This window comes from Massilia sp. Root335 (assembly GCF_001425685.1).
GTDB classification, from domain to species: domain Bacteria; phylum Pseudomonadota; class Gammaproteobacteria; order Burkholderiales; family Burkholderiaceae_D; genus Telluria; species Telluria luteola.
In genome coordinates, this window is sequence record NZ_LMCY01000005.1 from 185574 (window position 1) to 201051 (window position 15478).

Here is a 15478-nt window from a genome sequence, read left to right on the forward strand (position 1 = left end):
ATGAAACTCGACACCTCCCCCATCGCCGCCATCGCCACCGCCCCCGGACGCGGCGGCATCGGCGTGGTGCGCGCGTCCGGCAAGGACCTGTCGCCGCTCGTCGCCGCGCTGTTCCCGGGCGCGACGCTGGCGCCCCGCCACGCCACCTACCTGCCGTTCAAGGATGCCGCGGGCACCGTCATCGACGAAGGCCTCGCGCTGTACTTCAAGGCGCCGCACTCGTACACCGGCGAGGACGTGCTGGAACTGCAGGGCCACGGCGGCCCCGTCGTGCTGCGCATGCTGCTCGCGCGCGTGCTGGAGGCCGGGCGCGACGCCGATTTGCGCCTTGCGCAACCGGGCGAATTCACGCGCCGCGCTTTCCTGAACGACAAGCTCGATCTCGCCCAGGCCGAAGCCGTCGCCGACTTGATCGACGCATCCACCGAGGCCGCCGCGAAATCGGCGTCGCAGTCGCTGTCCGGCGCGTTCTCGAAGGTCGTCCATGAACTGGTCGACAAGACGATCAACCTGCGCATGCTCGTCGAGGCCACGCTCGATTTTCCCGAGGAAGAGATCGACTTCCTCGAGAAATCGAATGCGCGCGGCCAGTTGAAGGGCATCGTCGATGCGCTGGAAGCCGTGTTCCGCCAGGCCGCCCAGGGCGCGCTGCTGCGCGAGGGGCTGAACGTCGTGCTCGTCGGCCAGCCGAACGTGGGTAAATCGTCGCTGCTGAACGCGCTGGCCGGATCGGACGTCGCCATCGTCACCCCGATCGCGGGCACCACGCGCGATAAAGTCAGCGAGACGATCCAGGTCGAGGGCATCCCGCTGAACATCGTCGACACGGCCGGCATCCGCGCCATCGACGACGGCATCGACGTCGTCGAGCGCATCGGCATCGAGCGCACCTGGGGCGAGGTCGGCAAGGCGGACGTGATCCTGCACCTGCTCGACGCCAGCCTGGGCCCGGCCAAGGCCGACGAAGCGATCGTCGCCGCGTTCCCGGCCGGCGTGCCCGTCGTGCGCATCTGGAACAAGATCGACCTGTCGGGCCACCAGCCGGGCATCGACCAGAGCGCCGACGCCGTCCACATTTATCTGTCGGCGCACGAAAAGATCGGCATCGACCTGCTGCGCGCGGAACTGCTGCGCATCGCCGGCTGGCAGCAGACGGGCGAATCGCTGTACCTCGCGCGCGAACGCCACCTCGTCGCGCTGCGCAATGCGCGCGAGCACCTGCGCTTCGCCGCCGAACACGCGGCGCAGGACGACCAGTCGCTCGACCTGTTCGCCGAGGAGCTGCGGCTCGCGCAGGACCAGCTGTCCAGCATCACCGGGCAGTTCACGCCGGATGATCTGCTGGGGGTGATTTTCAGCCGGTTCTGTATCGGTAAGTAAGCGTAGGTAAGCGCCAATGACACTCGCCGCGGATGTGCTAGTCTTCCCCCATCCAATGATGAGCGAGGCAGGCATGACGAACCGGGACGGGATGTCGAGACGGCAATGGGGCAAGGCGGTGCTGGCGCTGGCCGGCGGCGGCCTGCTGGCGTCGTGCGCAAGCGTCGTCGGGCCGCGCCGCATCGAGCTGTCGCAGTCGCGCCTGCAGGCTGGTCTCGAGCGCCGCTTTCCGCTGCATAACCGCATGCTCGAGTTGTTCGACGTGCAATTGACCCGGCCGCGCCTGGCGATCCTGCCGGATACCGACCGCGTCGGCCTCACCCTGGACGTATCCTTGTCTCCGCCGTTCCTGCGCCAGTCGTGGAACGGCACGCTGGCCCTGTCCGGCCATCTGGTGCTGGACAATGTGCGCAATGCCGTTGTTCTCTCGGCGACCCACGTCGACCGCTTCGACGTCGACGGCATGGACAGCAAGCGCGTGCGCGACCTGGGCCGCGCCGCCGATGTGCTCGTCAATCAATTGCTGCGCGAGATGCCGGTCTACAGTTTCCACCCCGAAGACCTGCGTTATGCGGGCATGCAATTCGCTCCCACCCGGCTCGAGACGGCGCCCGACGCCCTGTTCGTCACGCTGGAACCGGTGCGCTGACTGTTGCCAAAACTGCGCGTCGCAAATCCGACACGGCGTGCGCGCACGATTGAACGGCCCGATGCATACGTTGCCAGTACTGCTATTATTTCCGGCAGTTGGACGGTCCGGCATCGGTGACGATGACGTCGGGGCACTGCGACTGTTGTTTCTTTAAAACTAGCTGGGCCCAAGCGTTGCACAGGTAGCGCAAACGGCGCACACTGGTTTGAAAGGCCACAACAGCACGAACCGCAGAAGCGGGCACAACCGCGCTTGCGCTTTCTCATGCACACGGTGTTCCACTAAAGTAATCTCTGCGTTACTGACGTGCTGCCGGTAAGGGGGTAACCTTGGAAACGATACAGGAAAGTGTTCCGGACAAGAGCGTGCCTGTCGAGCCGATCGTCGCCGCCTCGATGAGCGCGACGCCGGTGCCAGCCCGTCTGAGCCTGCCGCCCAAGGGCTCGTGCTGGTATTGCGAAAAACCGCTCGACAGCGTACGCCGCTTCTGCGGCAAATCCTGCGCCGACTCGTTCGACGAAGAAGCGGAATACAACCGCTGAGCCGCGGCACCGCCGCATCCGGCGGTCGCACCGGCGCGGTCAGCCGCCCTCCGCCCGTCCGCGCAGCAGCGCCAGGGCACCGTCGAAGTCGAAGCCGTCGACCAGATCCGCCACCCGGCGGTAATCGTCTTCCCCAAGTTGAGCGGCCAGCGCATCGGCGGCCTCGCGCACGAGGTCGACCGCATCGCCATTGCCTTCGTCGAGCAGCGTCATGAGGCGGCCGACGGCGTCGTGACCGGTCTGCGCCGGCCGTTTCGCCGGCGCCGCGGAACGGCGCTCGGGCAGGGTGCTGGCCAGGGCGTCCAGTTCGCGCAGCACCCGTTCCAGTTCATCCTGCAGGCGCACGAGGCTGCCGTGGACGCCGCCATCGTTCGTGTGCAGCATCCGTTCCACGACGTCCGCCTGGCGCCGCAGCGGCACCGCCTCGATCATGCCGGCGGCCCCTTTGAGGGTGTGCACGAGGCGCAGCGCCAGCACGGTGTCGCCCTGGTCGTGCGCGGTACGGATGCCGGCCGCGGCCTGGCGGTACTCGTTGCGAAAGCGCGCGAGGACGCGCCCGAACAGGTTTCCGTCGCCCATCAGGCGCGCGATGCCGCCCGCGTGATTCACGGCCGGGTCGTCGAGCGCAGCGGGCGGGGGGCGTTGATCGGGACTGTCCATCAGGTCTTATTTTGTCGTAAACGACCAGCTGCGGCTGACCGGTGTGCCGTCGATGGCTCCCGTGAAGGCGACGTCGTAGGTGGTCGCCGCCGCCAGCGGGGCCAGCGGGACGATCGCCGCCGCCGACTGGGTGTGCGTGTTCGCATCCTGGCCTTGCACCAGCAGGCGCGTGGACAGGTCGCTGCCGGCGCCGTGGGCGCGGATCGTGAAGCTCTGCACCGTCAGCTTGCGCGTCAGGTTCGTGTGCACGCTGACCGGGTAGCCGACGTTATTAATGTTGGGCACCGGATCCGGCTCCTCGTAATCGCTGAGAAAATTCGCCGGCACCTGGGTCTGGCCATTGAACGGCCACGTCACGATCGTCCCGGCGGCGATGCCGCTGCCGTAGCCGTTGTTGGCGACGAAGTCGGCGGTGAAGTAATTATAGTTGCCCGACGACGTCGCCGCACCGGCGCCGATTTCCTTGAACATGGGCTCGAAGATCACGAAGCGGTGATAGATGGCCGTGATCAGTTCCTCGGCCATGTAGAAGCCGGTGCCGTTCGTGGTTGCCGAGATGACTTCGCCGATCGCGTTCTCGCCGGCGAACACGTAACCCGCCGCCGTCAGCCGGTCCCCCAGGTCCACGCCCGTGAAGCCCGGTTTGCCGGCCGTCTGGTCGTGGGCCACGACGTTGTTGATGCGCTGGTAGTCGGAATGGCCCTGGGCCGCGACGTCGATCACGCCGTTGTGCGTGAGGGCCGGCATGCCGATCTGGCTGCGGCGGTAGTTAATCCAGTTCAGGCCGTCGGTGGCGATGTTGTTGGTCGCGATGGGCGCCGCGGCGTCCTGTCCCGAGAAGCCGGTCGTCAGCGGGCCGCTCGAGACGCCGGCATTGCCGCCGCCGCTGCTGCTGCCACCGCCGCCGCAGGCGACCAGCGCCCACGCCGCGGTGCAGGCGAGGGCAATTTGCCGCACACGATACATTCTGTTCGTCATATGAAATTCCCAGTGCCCGGCCTGCCGGCTAAAAAGAGCTTCCATTCTAGGCGAAATCGGCGCGCGGCGACGAGCGTACGGACAATCGCGGCCCCGGCATAAGCCCATGTAAAATAAGCCATTCTTCCGCTTCGAACGAATTCAGTGAACGCTACCCGCCAGCAGCGCCTCGCGCGCGCCAAGTTTGCCCTGCCCAGTTTCGTGACCCTGCTGTCGATCGCCTGCGGTTTCGGCAGCATCGTGATCTCGGTCGACAACGCGCCCGTGGGCGATCCGTCCGACTATCGCCTGGCCGCGATCCTGCTGGTGCTGGCCGGGGTCTTCGATGCCCTCGACGGCTTCGTCGCCCGCGCCACCAACACGCAGTCCGCGTTCGGCGTGCAGCTGGATTCTATCGCCGACGTGATGAATTTCGGCTGCGCCCCGGGCCTGCTGCTGTACTGCTACGGCTTCGCCCAGATGGGCGCCGCGCACCCGACCCTCGTGCGCATGGGCGGCCTGGCCTGCTTCGTGTTCGTGGCCTGCGGCGCGCTGCGCCTGGCGCGCTTCAACGTGATGGTCGGGAGGACCGACCCCCGCTACTTCGTCGGCATGCCGATCACGGCCGGCGCCGCGTGCGTGGCCGCGGTGGTGGTCGCATGGCCCGATCCGGTGGCGGACATGGCCGGCGCCTTCCTCGTCATGCTGCTGATGATCGCGGTGGGCACGCTGATGGTGTCGACGATCCGCTTCCCCAGCTCCAAGCAGCCGAAATCGACGGCGGCCTTCATTGCGCTGGTGGTCTGCGTGGTGCTGCTGGCGTTGTTGCGGACGCGCTTCTTCGCGCTGTTCTTCGTGTTTTATATCAGCGCGACGCTGCTGCTGAACATCGCGTGGCGGGGTGGCTGGACGAAGATCGCGCCGCCGAAGGTGTACGACGACGAATGAACGGGCAGGGTGGACGGCTTGCCGTCCACGCGTCCAGACGACATGTGCCCGCACGAGCTGGTTGAACGCGTGGGCACGTGGTGCCCACGATGCGTCAGTGGAATGCCGGGTGCCGTAGGGTGGGCGGCCTCCGCCCACGATCCGTCACGCGAACTTGTCGAACAGGGCCGCCAGGTGCGCGGCGGCCGCCTTCGCTTCCTCGACGTCGCCCGCATTGCCCGTATGGGTGACGATGCTGGCGGTGAGGAGCTGCACGAACGAGCGGTCCAGCGCCTTGCGCGCGGCCGCCATCTGCTGGGCCACCGCGTCGCAGTCGGACGGCGTATCGGCCAGCGCGATCAGCTTCTGGACGCCGCGCAGCTGACCCTCCACGCGCGCGAGGCGGTTCAGCAAATCCTTCTTCTGCTGCGCCGTCAGCGCGCTGCCTTCGACGATCTTGAGCGGTTCGGCCATGGGCGCACCGCTTATGCGACCTCGTGGCCGCGCGCCGCGCGCAGGATCGTGAACCAGTCGGCGCGCGCCAGCTGGAACGTGGTGCCGGCGACGGCGACCGAGATCGCCTCGATGCGGCCGCTGCCCGTCAGCGGGAAGGGACGCGAAGGCAGCTGCATGATCCACGCGAACACCACGCTGGCGAACGGCTGGTGCAGGCGGTCGGCGATCTCCTTGATCACGAGGCGCAGGTTCTCGGCGTTCGCATCGTTGGCCGTGAACAGGCGCCCGCCGGCCAGCGGCGACCAGATCATCGGCGCGACGCCCTTGTCCTGCAGGCCGTCGAAGGTCTCGTCGAACATCGGCGCCACGTGCAGCGGCGAGAATTCCACCTGGTTGGTCGACAGCTCGATGCGGCGGTTCAGCGCCTCGAACTGGTGGCGGCTGAAATTCGACACGCCGAAGTGCAGCACCTTGCCGTCCTGCTTCAGGCGCGTGAAGGCCTGCGCGATCTCGTCGAAGTCCATGAGCGGGTCGGGACGGTGGATCAGCAGCAGGTCCAGGCGGTCCGTGTGCAGCTGGCGCAGCGATTCCTCGGCGGAGGCGACGATGTGGGCGGCGCTCGTGTCGTAGTGCTGGATGGTGTGCTGCGGGCGTTTATTCGACAGCAGCCGGATGCCGCACTTGCTGATCAGCTGCATGCGGTCGCGCAGCGAAGGCTGGGCGCGCAGGGCTTCGCCGAACAGGCCTTCGACGCCGTAGTTGCCGTAGATGTCCGCATGGTCGAACGAGGTGACCCCCAGCGCGATGCACTGCTCGATGAAGGCGATGCGCTGCTCCACCGTCATGCCCCATTCGACCATGCGCCACATGCCGGCGACGATGCGGGACAGTTCGAGGCCACCGTTCTTGCGGATGGCAACGCGCGGGCAGGACAGGTCGCGGGGCAGGGCAGAGGTCATCGTTCTACTTTCAAATAAACGTAGGGTCATTATAGACGTAGGGTGGGCACCCCTGTGCCCACGCGGACGTTCGCAAACCGCAAACGGCACGCGTGGGCACGGGGTGCCCACCCTACGATGTCGTGCTTACAGCGAGGTTACTTCATCCACAAGCGCATCGAGTCCCACGCGCGCCCGAAGATCGACGCTTCCTGCACTTCTTCCAGCGACACCACCGGCAGCGCCAGCAGCGCCTTCCCGTCGACCATCATCTTCAGCGTGCCGACGCGGCTGTTCAGGGCCAGCGGCGCAACCAGCGGGTCCTTGCGCTCCAGGACCGGCTTCATCTTCTGGGCCACGCCCTTCGGTACGGTCACCCACACGTCGTTCGGGAAGCCGATCTTCACGTTCGACCTGGAGCCCTTCCAGATTTCCGGGGTCAGGATCGCCTGACCCTTGGCGTACAGCTTGACCGTGTCGAAGTTCTGGAAGCCCCAGTTCAGCAGCTTCTGGCTTTCCGCCGTGCGGTTGCCGTCCGACGTGGCGCCGGACAGCACCGAGATCAGGCGGCGCTCGCCGGCCGGGCCGTTCGGGCGGTGCGCCGACGCGATCATCGAGAAGCCCGAGGCTTCGGTGTGGCCGGTCTTGAGGCCGTCCACGGTCGGGTCCAGCCACAGCAGGCGGTTGCGGTTCTGCTGCTTGATCTTGTTGTACGTGAATTCCTTGATCGAGTCGATCTTGTAGAACTGCGGGAAGTCCTGGATCTCGTGCGAGGCCAGGATCGACAGGTCGCGCGCGGTCGAGTAGTTCTCGGGGCTCGGCAAGCCGTGCGGGTTGGCGAAGTGGGTGTTCTTCATGCCCATGCGCTGGGCCTCGCGGTTCATCAGGGTGACGAAGGTCGCTTCGTCGCCGGCGACGGCTTCGGCCAGTGCCACCGCGGCGTCATTGCCGGACTGGATCATCAGGCCGTACAGCAGGTCCTGGATTTTTACCGGGGTGGCCGGGTCGATGAACATCTTCGAGCTGCTGCCGTCGACTTTCCAGGCATGCACCGAGACGTTGACCATCTGGTCCAGCGTGATCTTCTTGTCGCGCAGGGCTTCGAAGACGACGTACGCCGTCATGACCTTGGTGAGCGAGGCCGGTTCGATGCGCATGTCCGGGTCTTGCGAGGCGATGATCTGGCCGCTGGTGGCGTCCAGCAGGAGCCACGAACGGGCGGCGATTTGCGGGGCCGGCACCTGCTGCGCATGGGCGGCCGACATCAGGAGGGCACTGGCGGCGAAGGCCGCGATTAACTTTTTCATGGAAGGCAAACGAGAGGTGAACAGGAGATGACGCGATGGCAATGCCCGTAAGCATTGCCTTGAAAGAAGATCGCATCATTATAGGCCAGCGTTCGGCTCAAATGTCACGCCGCCACAATTGCGCGACAAGATTTTTAATGTGGACGAGCTTGCGGTGAAAAAAGTGGTCGGCGCCGGGAATCACGGTCACGGGGATGTCGAGCGGGCGCGCCCAGTCGAACACGTGCGCGAGCGGTATCGTATCGTCAAGTTCGCCGTGGATCAGGATCGTGTCGGCCGGGACTGCCGGCACCGGCCACTTGCCGGCGGCCGTGCCGACCAGCGCCAGGCGCTCGGCCGGGCGGCCCTGGGCGATCAGGCGTTGCTGCAACTGGGCCTGGACGAAAGTGCCGAACGAGAAGCCGGACAGCGCGTACGGCAGGCCCGGATACTGCTGGATCATGTGGTCGAGCATGATCTCCATGTCGTCCACTTCGCCGCGGCCTTCGTCGTGCACGCCTTCCGACTCGCCCACGCCGCGGAAGTTGAGGCGCGCCGTCGCGTAGCCGAGGCCGACGAAGGCGCGGGCCAGCGTCTGCGCCACTTTATTGTCCATGGTGCCGCCATACAGCGGGTGCGGATGCGCGACGAGGGCGATGCCGCGCGGCGGCCCGTCCGGTTCGTCCAGCAGGCATTCCATTCTGCCGGCGCGGCCGGTCAGGTAAAACTTGTGCGAATTCTTGTTCATTGCGTGCGTCGGCCTCAGATCTTCAGGCGCTCGACCACCTCGCCCTTGACGAGGTGGCGTTCGATGATTTCGTCGATGTCGGTGGTGTCCACGTAGGTGTACCACGTGCCTTGCGGGTAGATCACCACGACCGGGCCTTCCTCGCAGCGGTCCAGGCAACCGGCCTTGTTGATGCGCACCTGGCCCGGCCCATTCAGGCCCAGTTCCTTGACGCGCTTCTTGGCGTGCTGCTGTGCCGCCTCGGCGCCGCTCTTGCCGCAGCTCGGGCGGCAGTCCTTGCCTTCGCGTTCGTTCAGGCAGAAGAACACGTGGTGTTGATAAAAGGGTTTGTCGTCGTTCATGTCGTTTCCGGATGAGTTGGCGGCCGCGCCGGCGCCGTCGCCCGCTATGATACGCCCTAATCAGGGCCGGTTCAGCCGATGCGAAGGCAGCAGCAGGAACCACAGCGCGAGGACCGGCCAGGCCATGCCGAGGAATTGGGCGGCGCCGTTGAAATTCAAAAATTTACCCTGTTGCCAGGCCTGCAGCGTCGAGACGAAATACGGGTTGGCGGGAATCGTGTTGACGACGATGAGCGACAGCACGAGCGTCACCACGGCCAGCCGGCGCTGCGCCACCTGGGGCGCGAACGCGAGGCCGGCCAGCATGATCAATCCGATCAGGAAGCCGCCTTCCGCGCCCGGCGTGACCCAGACGAAGGCGTTGTCCGGTGCGAAGAACAGCGAGCTCGCGAGCGTCTTGACGACGATGCCGACGAGGACCAGCGCCAGCATCAGCGACAGCCTTGGCGCGCTGCGGCGCGTGAGGCACAGCAGGGTGAGGGCGGCGCCCGTCATGCCGCACGCGGTGATGATGGTCTCGGACAGCCAGTACTGCTCCACGCTCATCGGCGCGTCGCCGCGCAGCAGCGTCACGAGGTCGATGTCGGTGTCGAGCCATTCGGACAGCCATTCCGACAGCAGCGGCAGCACCTGGCCGTTGCCGAACAGGTAGTTCTGCGGATAGACCTGGGCCAGCGGCCACAGGGCGATGAGCACCAGGCCCTGGCTCGCGTGCGACGCGAACCAGCGCTGGCGCAGCAGATACAAACGGCTGCGGTCCACCAGCATCGGCGCGAACCAGGCGCCGACCAGCGCCCCGGCCAGGCAGCCGGCAGCATTGGTCAGCAGGTCGAGGTTCGACGGCACGCGGCTGGGCAGGTAGTTCTGCACGGCCTCCATCGTCCCCGACACGAGCAGCCCGACGGCGGCCGCGACGAGCACGGCCCACATGCCGCGCACGCGCGGGTGCAGCGCCAGCACGATCAGGACGCCGAACGGCATGTAGCCGACGACGTTGACCAGCACGTCGAAACCGGTCCACCAGCGCGGCATCTGCAGGTTGAGGAAGGCGAACGGCGACAGCCCGCTGCTGCGCCAGCCGGAAAACGGGAACCAGCTGGCGTAGACGATCAGCAGCAGATAGGCCAGCAGCGCCGCGCGTGCCACCGGCGAGGCGCGCGGGCCGGCGTCGTCTTCCGTATCGGTCATCGTCGGTTGATGTTCAGTGTGCCCAGCCAGGCCACGATGTCGGCCGCGACGGCGTCGGTGCTGGCCGCGAGGGCCCGCGCGCCGCCGGCCGCGTCGGCGCTCGTCGCGGGGACGGACTGGCGGAAGCTGCGCTGGTCGACGAGCGTATGGCCCTGGAATACGGAGGCGCGCACCGCAACCACGCCGGTGCTCCGGCTGGTGCCGCCGAAGTCCTGGATGAATTCGTCGACGTCGATGCGCAGCAGCGGAATACCGATCGACGCATCCGTTTCCGACAGCACCCGGGCGCCGGCCTGCGCGAGCCGCGTCTTGAAGCGCTGGGTCAGCAATTGCAGCGGATTCGCCGTCCAGCGGCTGTTCGCATAGGTGCGCGCCTGCAGCGGGTCGGCATAACTGAGGCGGTAGAACATGCGCTCGTTGTCCAGGGCGCTCGAGCCGGTGACGTCGGTGACGACCACCGAACCGAGCGCGCCCTGCGCGGGCGCCTGCGGCGTCGTGGGGGTGGCCGGGCCGAAGTCGAACTGCGTGGTCGGCTGGCCTTTTTGCGATGCGCAGCCGGACAGGATCAGGGCCAGGGCCGCGGCGAGAATGAAGCGGGTCGGATGCATGGTCGCTGGATTCCTCATTGGGTCGGGGGGACGAAACCGGGTTCGCCCGGGCCGGGTTCGGCCGCCGGGGCGCCGAACAGGATGCTTTGCGGGCGCTCGCCCAGGTTCGTCACGGTGCGGCGCACGGCGCGCAGCGACGTCTTGGCTTCGTCGGCCATGTCGACCACGTGCGGCAGCGTCTGCAGCTCGAGGTCGGACGTCACGCCGCCCAGCGAATCGATGGCGGTGCTGGCGCGTTCGAGCGGGCCGCCCGGCGCCTGCAGGCTCGTCGCGAGGCGGTCGTAATTGCGCACGGCGGCCGTGGCGCTGGTCGACAGGTCGTTCACGGAACCCATCGTGCGATCGAGTTTATCCGTCAGCGCGGGCAGGCGCGCCAGTGTCGGCTGGAGCTGGCCCGGGATCTCGGCATACGCGGCGGCGGCCTTGTTGATGCTGTCGAAGGCGCCGGTGATCTTGTCCTGGTTTTCCTTGCTGAGGACGTTGTTCAGGCTGTCGGTGATGCGCTCCGTCTTTTCCAGGATCGCGAGGCCGCGCTTTTCCAGCTGGTCGAGCAGGCCGGGACGCAGCGGAATGCGCGCCACGCGGTCCTTGTCGCTTTTCAGCAGCGGGGAGCCGGTGCGGTCGTCGTCCAGCTGGATGAACGCGATGCCCGTCACGCCCTGGTAGCCGAGCGAGGCGAACGTCGTCGTCGTGACGGGCGCGCCGTCTTCGATCGACAGCTTGATGAGAATCTGCCCGGTCACGCGCGGGTCGAACACGATGTCGTCCACGCGCCCCACTTCCAGGCCGCGGTAACGCACGGCCGCCTGCGGATTCAGGCCGGGGATGGTCTGCGTGGTGACGATCTCGTATGGATGCGTCTTGGTGCGGTCGCGGTTCAGCCACAGGCCGACCAGGATGGCGGCCACCAGCAGCGCGACCGTGAAGAAGCCCGTCATGAGGGCATACGATCTGTTTTCCATGTCAGTCTTCCGACTCCTTTCTTGCGATGCGCTCTTCCAGCACTTCCAGCGCCCGCTGGCCGCGGGGCCCCAGGAAAAAGTGTTTGATGAAGGGGTGAGGGACGCGCAGCACGTCGCACGACGGGCCCACCGCGATCACGTGCTTCTCCGCCAGCACGGCGATGCGCGAGGACAGTGCGAACAGCGTGTCCAGGTCGTGCGTGACCATCACCACGGTCAGGTGCAGCTCGCTGTGCAGCGTCTGGATCAGCGCCACGAAGGAGTCCGACAGGTCCGGGTCGAGGCCCGCCGTCGGCTCGTCGAGGAACAGCAGTTGCGGCTCGAGCGCGAGCGCGCGCGCGAGGGCCGCGCGCTTGATCATCCCGCCCGACAGGTCGGACGGCATCTTGTTGGCGTCGCCCGGGCCGAGTCCGACCATGTCCATCTTGAGCAGCACGGCGTCGCGCACGACGTCCTCGGGCAGGGCGCGCAGCTCGCGCAGCGGCAGCGCGATGTTGTCGAACACGGTCAGCGCGGAATACAGCGCGCCCTGCTGGAACAGCATGCCCCAGTGGTTGCGCATGCGCTGCAGCTGTTCCGGGCTGGCGCTGCTGACGTCCTCGCCGAATACCCTGACGCAGCCGCTGGACGGCCGCTCCAGGCCCAGCATCTGGCGCAGCAGCACGGTCTTGCCGGTGCCGGAACCGCCGACGATGGAGAGAATTTCGCCCGCGTAGATGTCGAGGTTCAGGTCCTGGTGCACGACGGTGCGGCCGAAGCGCGTCCACAGGTTGCGGATCTGGACGACCGGCGGCCCGACGTCTTCCTCGGGTTTGCGGTTCAGTTGCTGCGGCGGGCGCTGGGGCTTTTCCATCAGAAGCCCACCCCCGAGAAGACGATCGCGAACACGGCGTCGGCCAGGATCACGACGGTGATCGCCGTGACGACCGACGTCGTCGTGCCGCGGCCCAGGCTTTCCGTGTTCGGCTTGATGCGCAGGCCGAAGTGGCAGGACACGAGCGCGATCAGCATGCCGAAGGCGACGCCCTTGCCCAGGCCGATGGTGTAGTTCACGATCGGCACGGCCGACGGCAGCTTCTGCACGAAGTAGCGCATCGTCAGGCCCAGTTCGATCTTCGCCGAGACCATGCCGCCGATCAGGGCCATGGCATCCGTCCACACGACCAGCAGCGGCATCGCCAGCGCGAGCGCCAGCACCTTCGGCATGATCAGGCGGTAGCCGTGCGAGATGCCCATCACGAGCATCGCATCGAGTTCCTCGGTCACGCGCATCACCCCCAGCTGCGCCGTGATCGACGAACCGGAGCGGCCCGCGACCAGGATCGCCGCCAGCAGCGGGCCCAGTTCGCGGATGATGCTCATGCCGAGGATGTTGACGAGGTAGATGTCGCCGCCGAACATGCGCAGCTGCTGCGCCGACAGGTACGAGAGCACCACGCCGATCAGGAAGCCGACCAGCGCCGTGATGCCGAGCGCCTGGAAGCCGGAGTGGTAGACGTTGGCCGAGATCTCGCGCCACGGCCCGGACAGCGGATGGCGGAGGAAGCGGCCGATGTCCTGCACCACCTGGCCGATCAGGGTGATCGCGCCGCGCAGGTGCTCGAAGAAGGACAGCACGCCGCTGCCCAGCGTGATCACCCACTGCAGGCGGCTCTTGCGGGTGCGCGGCAGCTCGATGTGGCCGGATTTTTCGATGCGCTCGAACAGCTCTTCCTGGCGCGGGTCGAGTTTCAGTTGCGCGGGGCGGCGCTTGCCCCAGGAACTCCAGAACAACTGGGCGCCGATGTGATCGAGGCTGGCGATTTCGGAGAGATCCCAGGCGACCGGCTTGCCGGCCAGGGATTTCATCGTCTTTTCGATGTCCTTGAAACCGCGCCGCGAGAACGCGTGGACTTGCCATACGCCGCGCGCCACCACGGATTGCTCCGCGCCGGCAATGGGATGCTCGATGGTTAATGTTGGCGCATTTTCAATCTGCATTGCGGCAGTGTAAAAGAGATTCGCGACTGCCGCCACCAGCGTTACGCTTGCGTGCCGTAGAGCGTACGCTGGCGCACATTGGCGCGCGCCCCGTGTTTACGCGGCCAGGTGCCGCACCTGGCGTTCCGGCGCGGCGGCCGGTTTGGGTTGCGTGCCGTTGTCCCTGGCGGCCGGCCTGTGCGCGCTGCCCGCATAATCGCTCGCGACCAGGGCTGCCGCTTCGCCGGCCGGCATCCCGCGCAGCTGCAGCCAGGCCTGTACCAGCTTCGCGAGGCGGTCCAGCGCGATGCGGTGGGTGGCGTCGAGCTGCGCGTACATCCAGTCGGAGAAGGCCATGAAGCTGGCGAACGGGCTGTCGCCCAGCAGGACCGTGATCGTGTGGGCGAAGCGGCCGGAGTTCGCGACCAGGTCCCAGTAGCGGGCAAAGCGCACGAGCCGCTGCATGGTGCCGAAGTCGATGCGGTCGGTGGCCAGCACGGTGTACGGCGGATACGGGTCGTACACCATCTTGTAGGGGGCCGTGTGGCGGATGATGGGCGTGCCGCGCAGGCGCTTGAGGATGCCGAACTGGATCTCGTGCGGGCGGAGCGCCACCAGCTGGTCGAAGCCGCGCGCGAACGATGCGACGTCCTCGCCCGGCAGGCCGGCGATCAGGTCCACGTGCAGGTGCGCGTGCGAGTGCGTCGTCAGCCAGCGGATGTTGTCCGCGGCCTTGGCGTTGTCCTGACGGCGGCTCACGAGGGCCTGCACGTCCGGGTTGAAGCTCTGGATGCCGATCTCGAACTGCAGGGCGCCGGGCGGGAACCTGGCGATCGTTTCCTTCAGCGCTTCCGGCAGGTGGTCCGGCACGAGTTCGAAGTGGGCGTAGACCGGATCGTCCGGATTGGCCGCGATCTTATCGAGGAAGAACTGCATGATGCGCTGGCTCGTCCTGACGTTCAGGTTGAACGTGCGGTCGACGAATTTATACAGGCGCGCGCCGCGCCGGTACAGCGCCTCCATCTCCGCGAGGAATGCGTCGAGCCCGAACGGCCACGCCGTCTTGTCCAGCGACGACAGGCAGAACTCGCACTTGAACGGGCAGCCGCGCGACGCCTCCACATAGATGGTGCGGTGGGCGATATCGTCGTCCGTATAGAGTTCGTACGGCAGGCGGATGTCGGCCATGGGAGGCTGCACGCCCGCATGCACCTTCATGAGCGGCTTGGGGCCATGCAGGATGTCGCCGCACAGCTTGGGAAAGGTGATGTCGCCCCAACCCGTGACGACGTAGTCGGCCAGGCGCACGATCTCCTGTTCGCCGGTCTCGTATGACACTTCCGGACCACCCAGCACGACCGTCACCTCGGGTGCCACGCGCTTGAGCATGGCGACGACCCTGGCCGTCTCCTCGACGTTCCATATATAGATGCCGAAACCGACGATGCGCGGCTGCTTGGCCAGCAGGCGTTCCACGACCTCGGTGGTTTTTGCGCCGATCACGAATTCCATCAGGCTCGTCTGTTCTTGCAACGCGCCCATATTGGCCAGCAGGTAGCGCAGCCCCAGCGAAGCGTGGGCATAGCGGGCATTGAGGGTGGCGAGCAGGATGGTCATGGCGATGCGGGGAGGACGGCAAAGCGCCCATTGTACGCTGCCGCGGTTCGCCAGGCGTGCGGGCCTTGCGGTCTGTTTTCGACACTGGTATCATTCGGTCCCTCGTCGAAAACGAAACGAACTTTAACGGTTCTGAACGCTTCGAAGGGGAGAAAAAGAAGTTGACGAACATCTCGAAACACTGGATAATCTCGCTTCTCTGCTGCTGACGAACAAAACGATTCGCAGATGCAGCAAGGCAGTACCGAATACAGTTC

The 15478-nt window shown here is 66.5% G+C and carries 18 protein-coding genes; 4 read left to right on the top strand and 14 right to left on the bottom strand.

The window, feature by feature from the left end:
- The 3 genes from mnmE (at nucleotide 1) to ASC93_RS30370 (ending at nucleotide 2574) form a co-directional block, all read left to right on the top strand.
- A complete protein-coding gene (gene mnmE / locus ASC93_RS05000; protein WP_056438015.1) occupies nucleotides 1-1380 on the top strand; it encodes a tRNA uridine-5-carboxymethylaminomethyl(34) synthesis GTPase MnmE in 1380 nt (459 codons plus the stop codon).
- A 91-nt stretch (nucleotides 1381-1471) separates the two neighbouring features.
- Entirely contained in the window at nucleotides 1472-2029 is a 558-nt protein-coding gene (locus tag ASC93_RS05005; RefSeq protein ID WP_056438100.1) for a DUF1439 domain-containing protein, read from the top strand.
- A 332-nt stretch (nucleotides 2030-2361) separates the two neighbouring features.
- Nucleotides 2362-2574 carry a hypothetical protein gene (locus tag ASC93_RS30370; RefSeq protein ID WP_056438018.1) on the top strand — a complete coding sequence of 71 codons (213 nt, stop codon included), beginning with the start codon at nucleotides 2362-2364 and terminating at the stop codon, nucleotides 2572-2574.
- A gap of 39 nt (nucleotides 2575-2613) precedes the next feature.
- Here ASC93_RS30370 and ASC93_RS05015 read toward each other — a convergent pair whose 3' ends face one another.
- Nucleotides 2614-3234, bottom strand: a complete 621-nt coding sequence (locus tag ASC93_RS05015; RefSeq protein ID WP_056438021.1) for an Hpt domain-containing protein — start codon at nucleotides 3232-3234, stop codon at nucleotides 2614-2616.
- 6 nt (nucleotides 3235-3240) lie between these two features.
- Nucleotides 3241-4212 (bottom strand): CAP domain-containing protein, encoded by a 972-nt coding sequence (locus ASC93_RS05020; protein ID WP_229412600.1) that lies wholly within the window; start codon nucleotides 4210-4212, stop codon nucleotides 3241-3243.
- A gap of 144 nt (nucleotides 4213-4356) precedes the next feature.
- Here ASC93_RS05020 and pssA point away from each other — a divergent pair, with 144 nt between their 5' ends.
- Nucleotides 4357-5139 carry a CDP-diacylglycerol--serine O-phosphatidyltransferase gene (gene pssA / locus ASC93_RS05025; RefSeq protein ID WP_056438028.1) on the top strand — a complete coding sequence of 261 codons (783 nt, stop codon included), beginning with the start codon at nucleotides 4357-4359 and terminating at the stop codon, nucleotides 5137-5139.
- Between the two features lie 144 nt (nucleotides 5140-5283).
- Here the strand turns inward: pssA and ASC93_RS05030 are convergent, their stop codons facing one another.
- The 12 genes from ASC93_RS05030 to ASC93_RS31890 form a co-directional block, all read right to left on the bottom strand.
- Nucleotides 5284-5592, bottom strand: coding sequence for a metal-sensing transcriptional repressor (locus ASC93_RS05030; protein WP_056438031.1), 309 nt, complete (start codon nucleotides 5590-5592; stop codon nucleotides 5284-5286).
- An 11-nt stretch (nucleotides 5593-5603) separates the two neighbouring features.
- Nucleotides 5604-6533: an aldo/keto reductase family oxidoreductase gene (locus ASC93_RS05035; protein ID WP_056438036.1), complete on the bottom strand. Its 930-nt coding sequence runs from the start codon at nucleotides 6531-6533 to the stop codon at nucleotides 5604-5606.
- Nucleotides 6534-6670: 137 nt separating this feature from the next.
- Nucleotides 6671-7819 carry a D-alanyl-D-alanine carboxypeptidase family protein gene (locus ASC93_RS05040; protein WP_056438039.1) on the bottom strand — a complete coding sequence of 383 codons (1149 nt, stop codon included), beginning with the start codon at nucleotides 7817-7819 and terminating at the stop codon, nucleotides 6671-6673.
- A gap of 97 nt (nucleotides 7820-7916) precedes the next feature.
- Nucleotides 7917-8546 carry an alpha/beta hydrolase gene (locus tag ASC93_RS05045; protein ID WP_056438042.1) on the bottom strand — a complete coding sequence of 210 codons (630 nt, stop codon included), beginning with the start codon at nucleotides 8544-8546 and terminating at the stop codon, nucleotides 7917-7919.
- A gap of 14 nt (nucleotides 8547-8560) precedes the next feature.
- Nucleotides 8561-8887, bottom strand: coding sequence for a ferredoxin (locus ASC93_RS05050; RefSeq protein ID WP_056438045.1), 327 nt, complete (start codon nucleotides 8885-8887; stop codon nucleotides 8561-8563).
- Nucleotides 8888-8947: 60 nt separating this feature from the next.
- Entirely contained in the window at nucleotides 8948-10075 is a 1128-nt protein-coding gene (locus tag ASC93_RS05055; protein ID WP_056438048.1) for a VanZ family protein, read from the bottom strand.
- Nucleotides 10072-10683 carry an ABC-type transport auxiliary lipoprotein family protein gene (locus ASC93_RS05060; protein WP_229412601.1) on the bottom strand — a complete coding sequence of 204 codons (612 nt, stop codon included), beginning with the start codon at nucleotides 10681-10683 and terminating at the stop codon, nucleotides 10072-10074. Before ASC93_RS05060 ends, ASC93_RS05055 begins: the two co-directional genes overlap by 4 nt.
- Before the next feature lie 14 nt (nucleotides 10684-10697).
- Nucleotides 10698-11645 carry an MlaD family protein gene (locus ASC93_RS05065; RefSeq protein WP_056438053.1) on the bottom strand — a complete coding sequence of 316 codons (948 nt, stop codon included), beginning with the start codon at nucleotides 11643-11645 and terminating at the stop codon, nucleotides 10698-10700.
- Nucleotide 11646: 1 nt separating this feature from the next.
- The gene (locus ASC93_RS05070) at nucleotides 11647-12498 is read right to left on the bottom strand and encodes an ABC transporter ATP-binding protein (protein ID WP_056438056.1); all 852 of its coding nucleotides are present in this window, start codon (nucleotides 12496-12498) and stop codon (nucleotides 11647-11649) included.
- Nucleotides 12498-13625, bottom strand: a complete 1128-nt coding sequence (locus ASC93_RS05075; RefSeq protein WP_056438059.1) for an ABC transporter permease — start codon at nucleotides 13623-13625, stop codon at nucleotides 12498-12500. The genes ASC93_RS05070 and ASC93_RS05075 overlap by 1 nt, the downstream gene beginning before the upstream one ends.
- Before the next feature lie 96 nt (nucleotides 13626-13721).
- Complete coding sequence (locus ASC93_RS05080; RefSeq protein ID WP_056438060.1) at nucleotides 13722-15221, bottom strand: B12-binding domain-containing radical SAM protein; 1500 nt, start codon at nucleotides 15219-15221, stop codon at nucleotides 13722-13724.
- On the bottom strand, nucleotides 15218-15478 hold a 261-nt coding region (locus ASC93_RS31890), incomplete at its 5' end, for a hypothetical protein (RefSeq protein WP_229412602.1). The genes ASC93_RS31890 and ASC93_RS05080, both read right to left, overlap by 4 nt.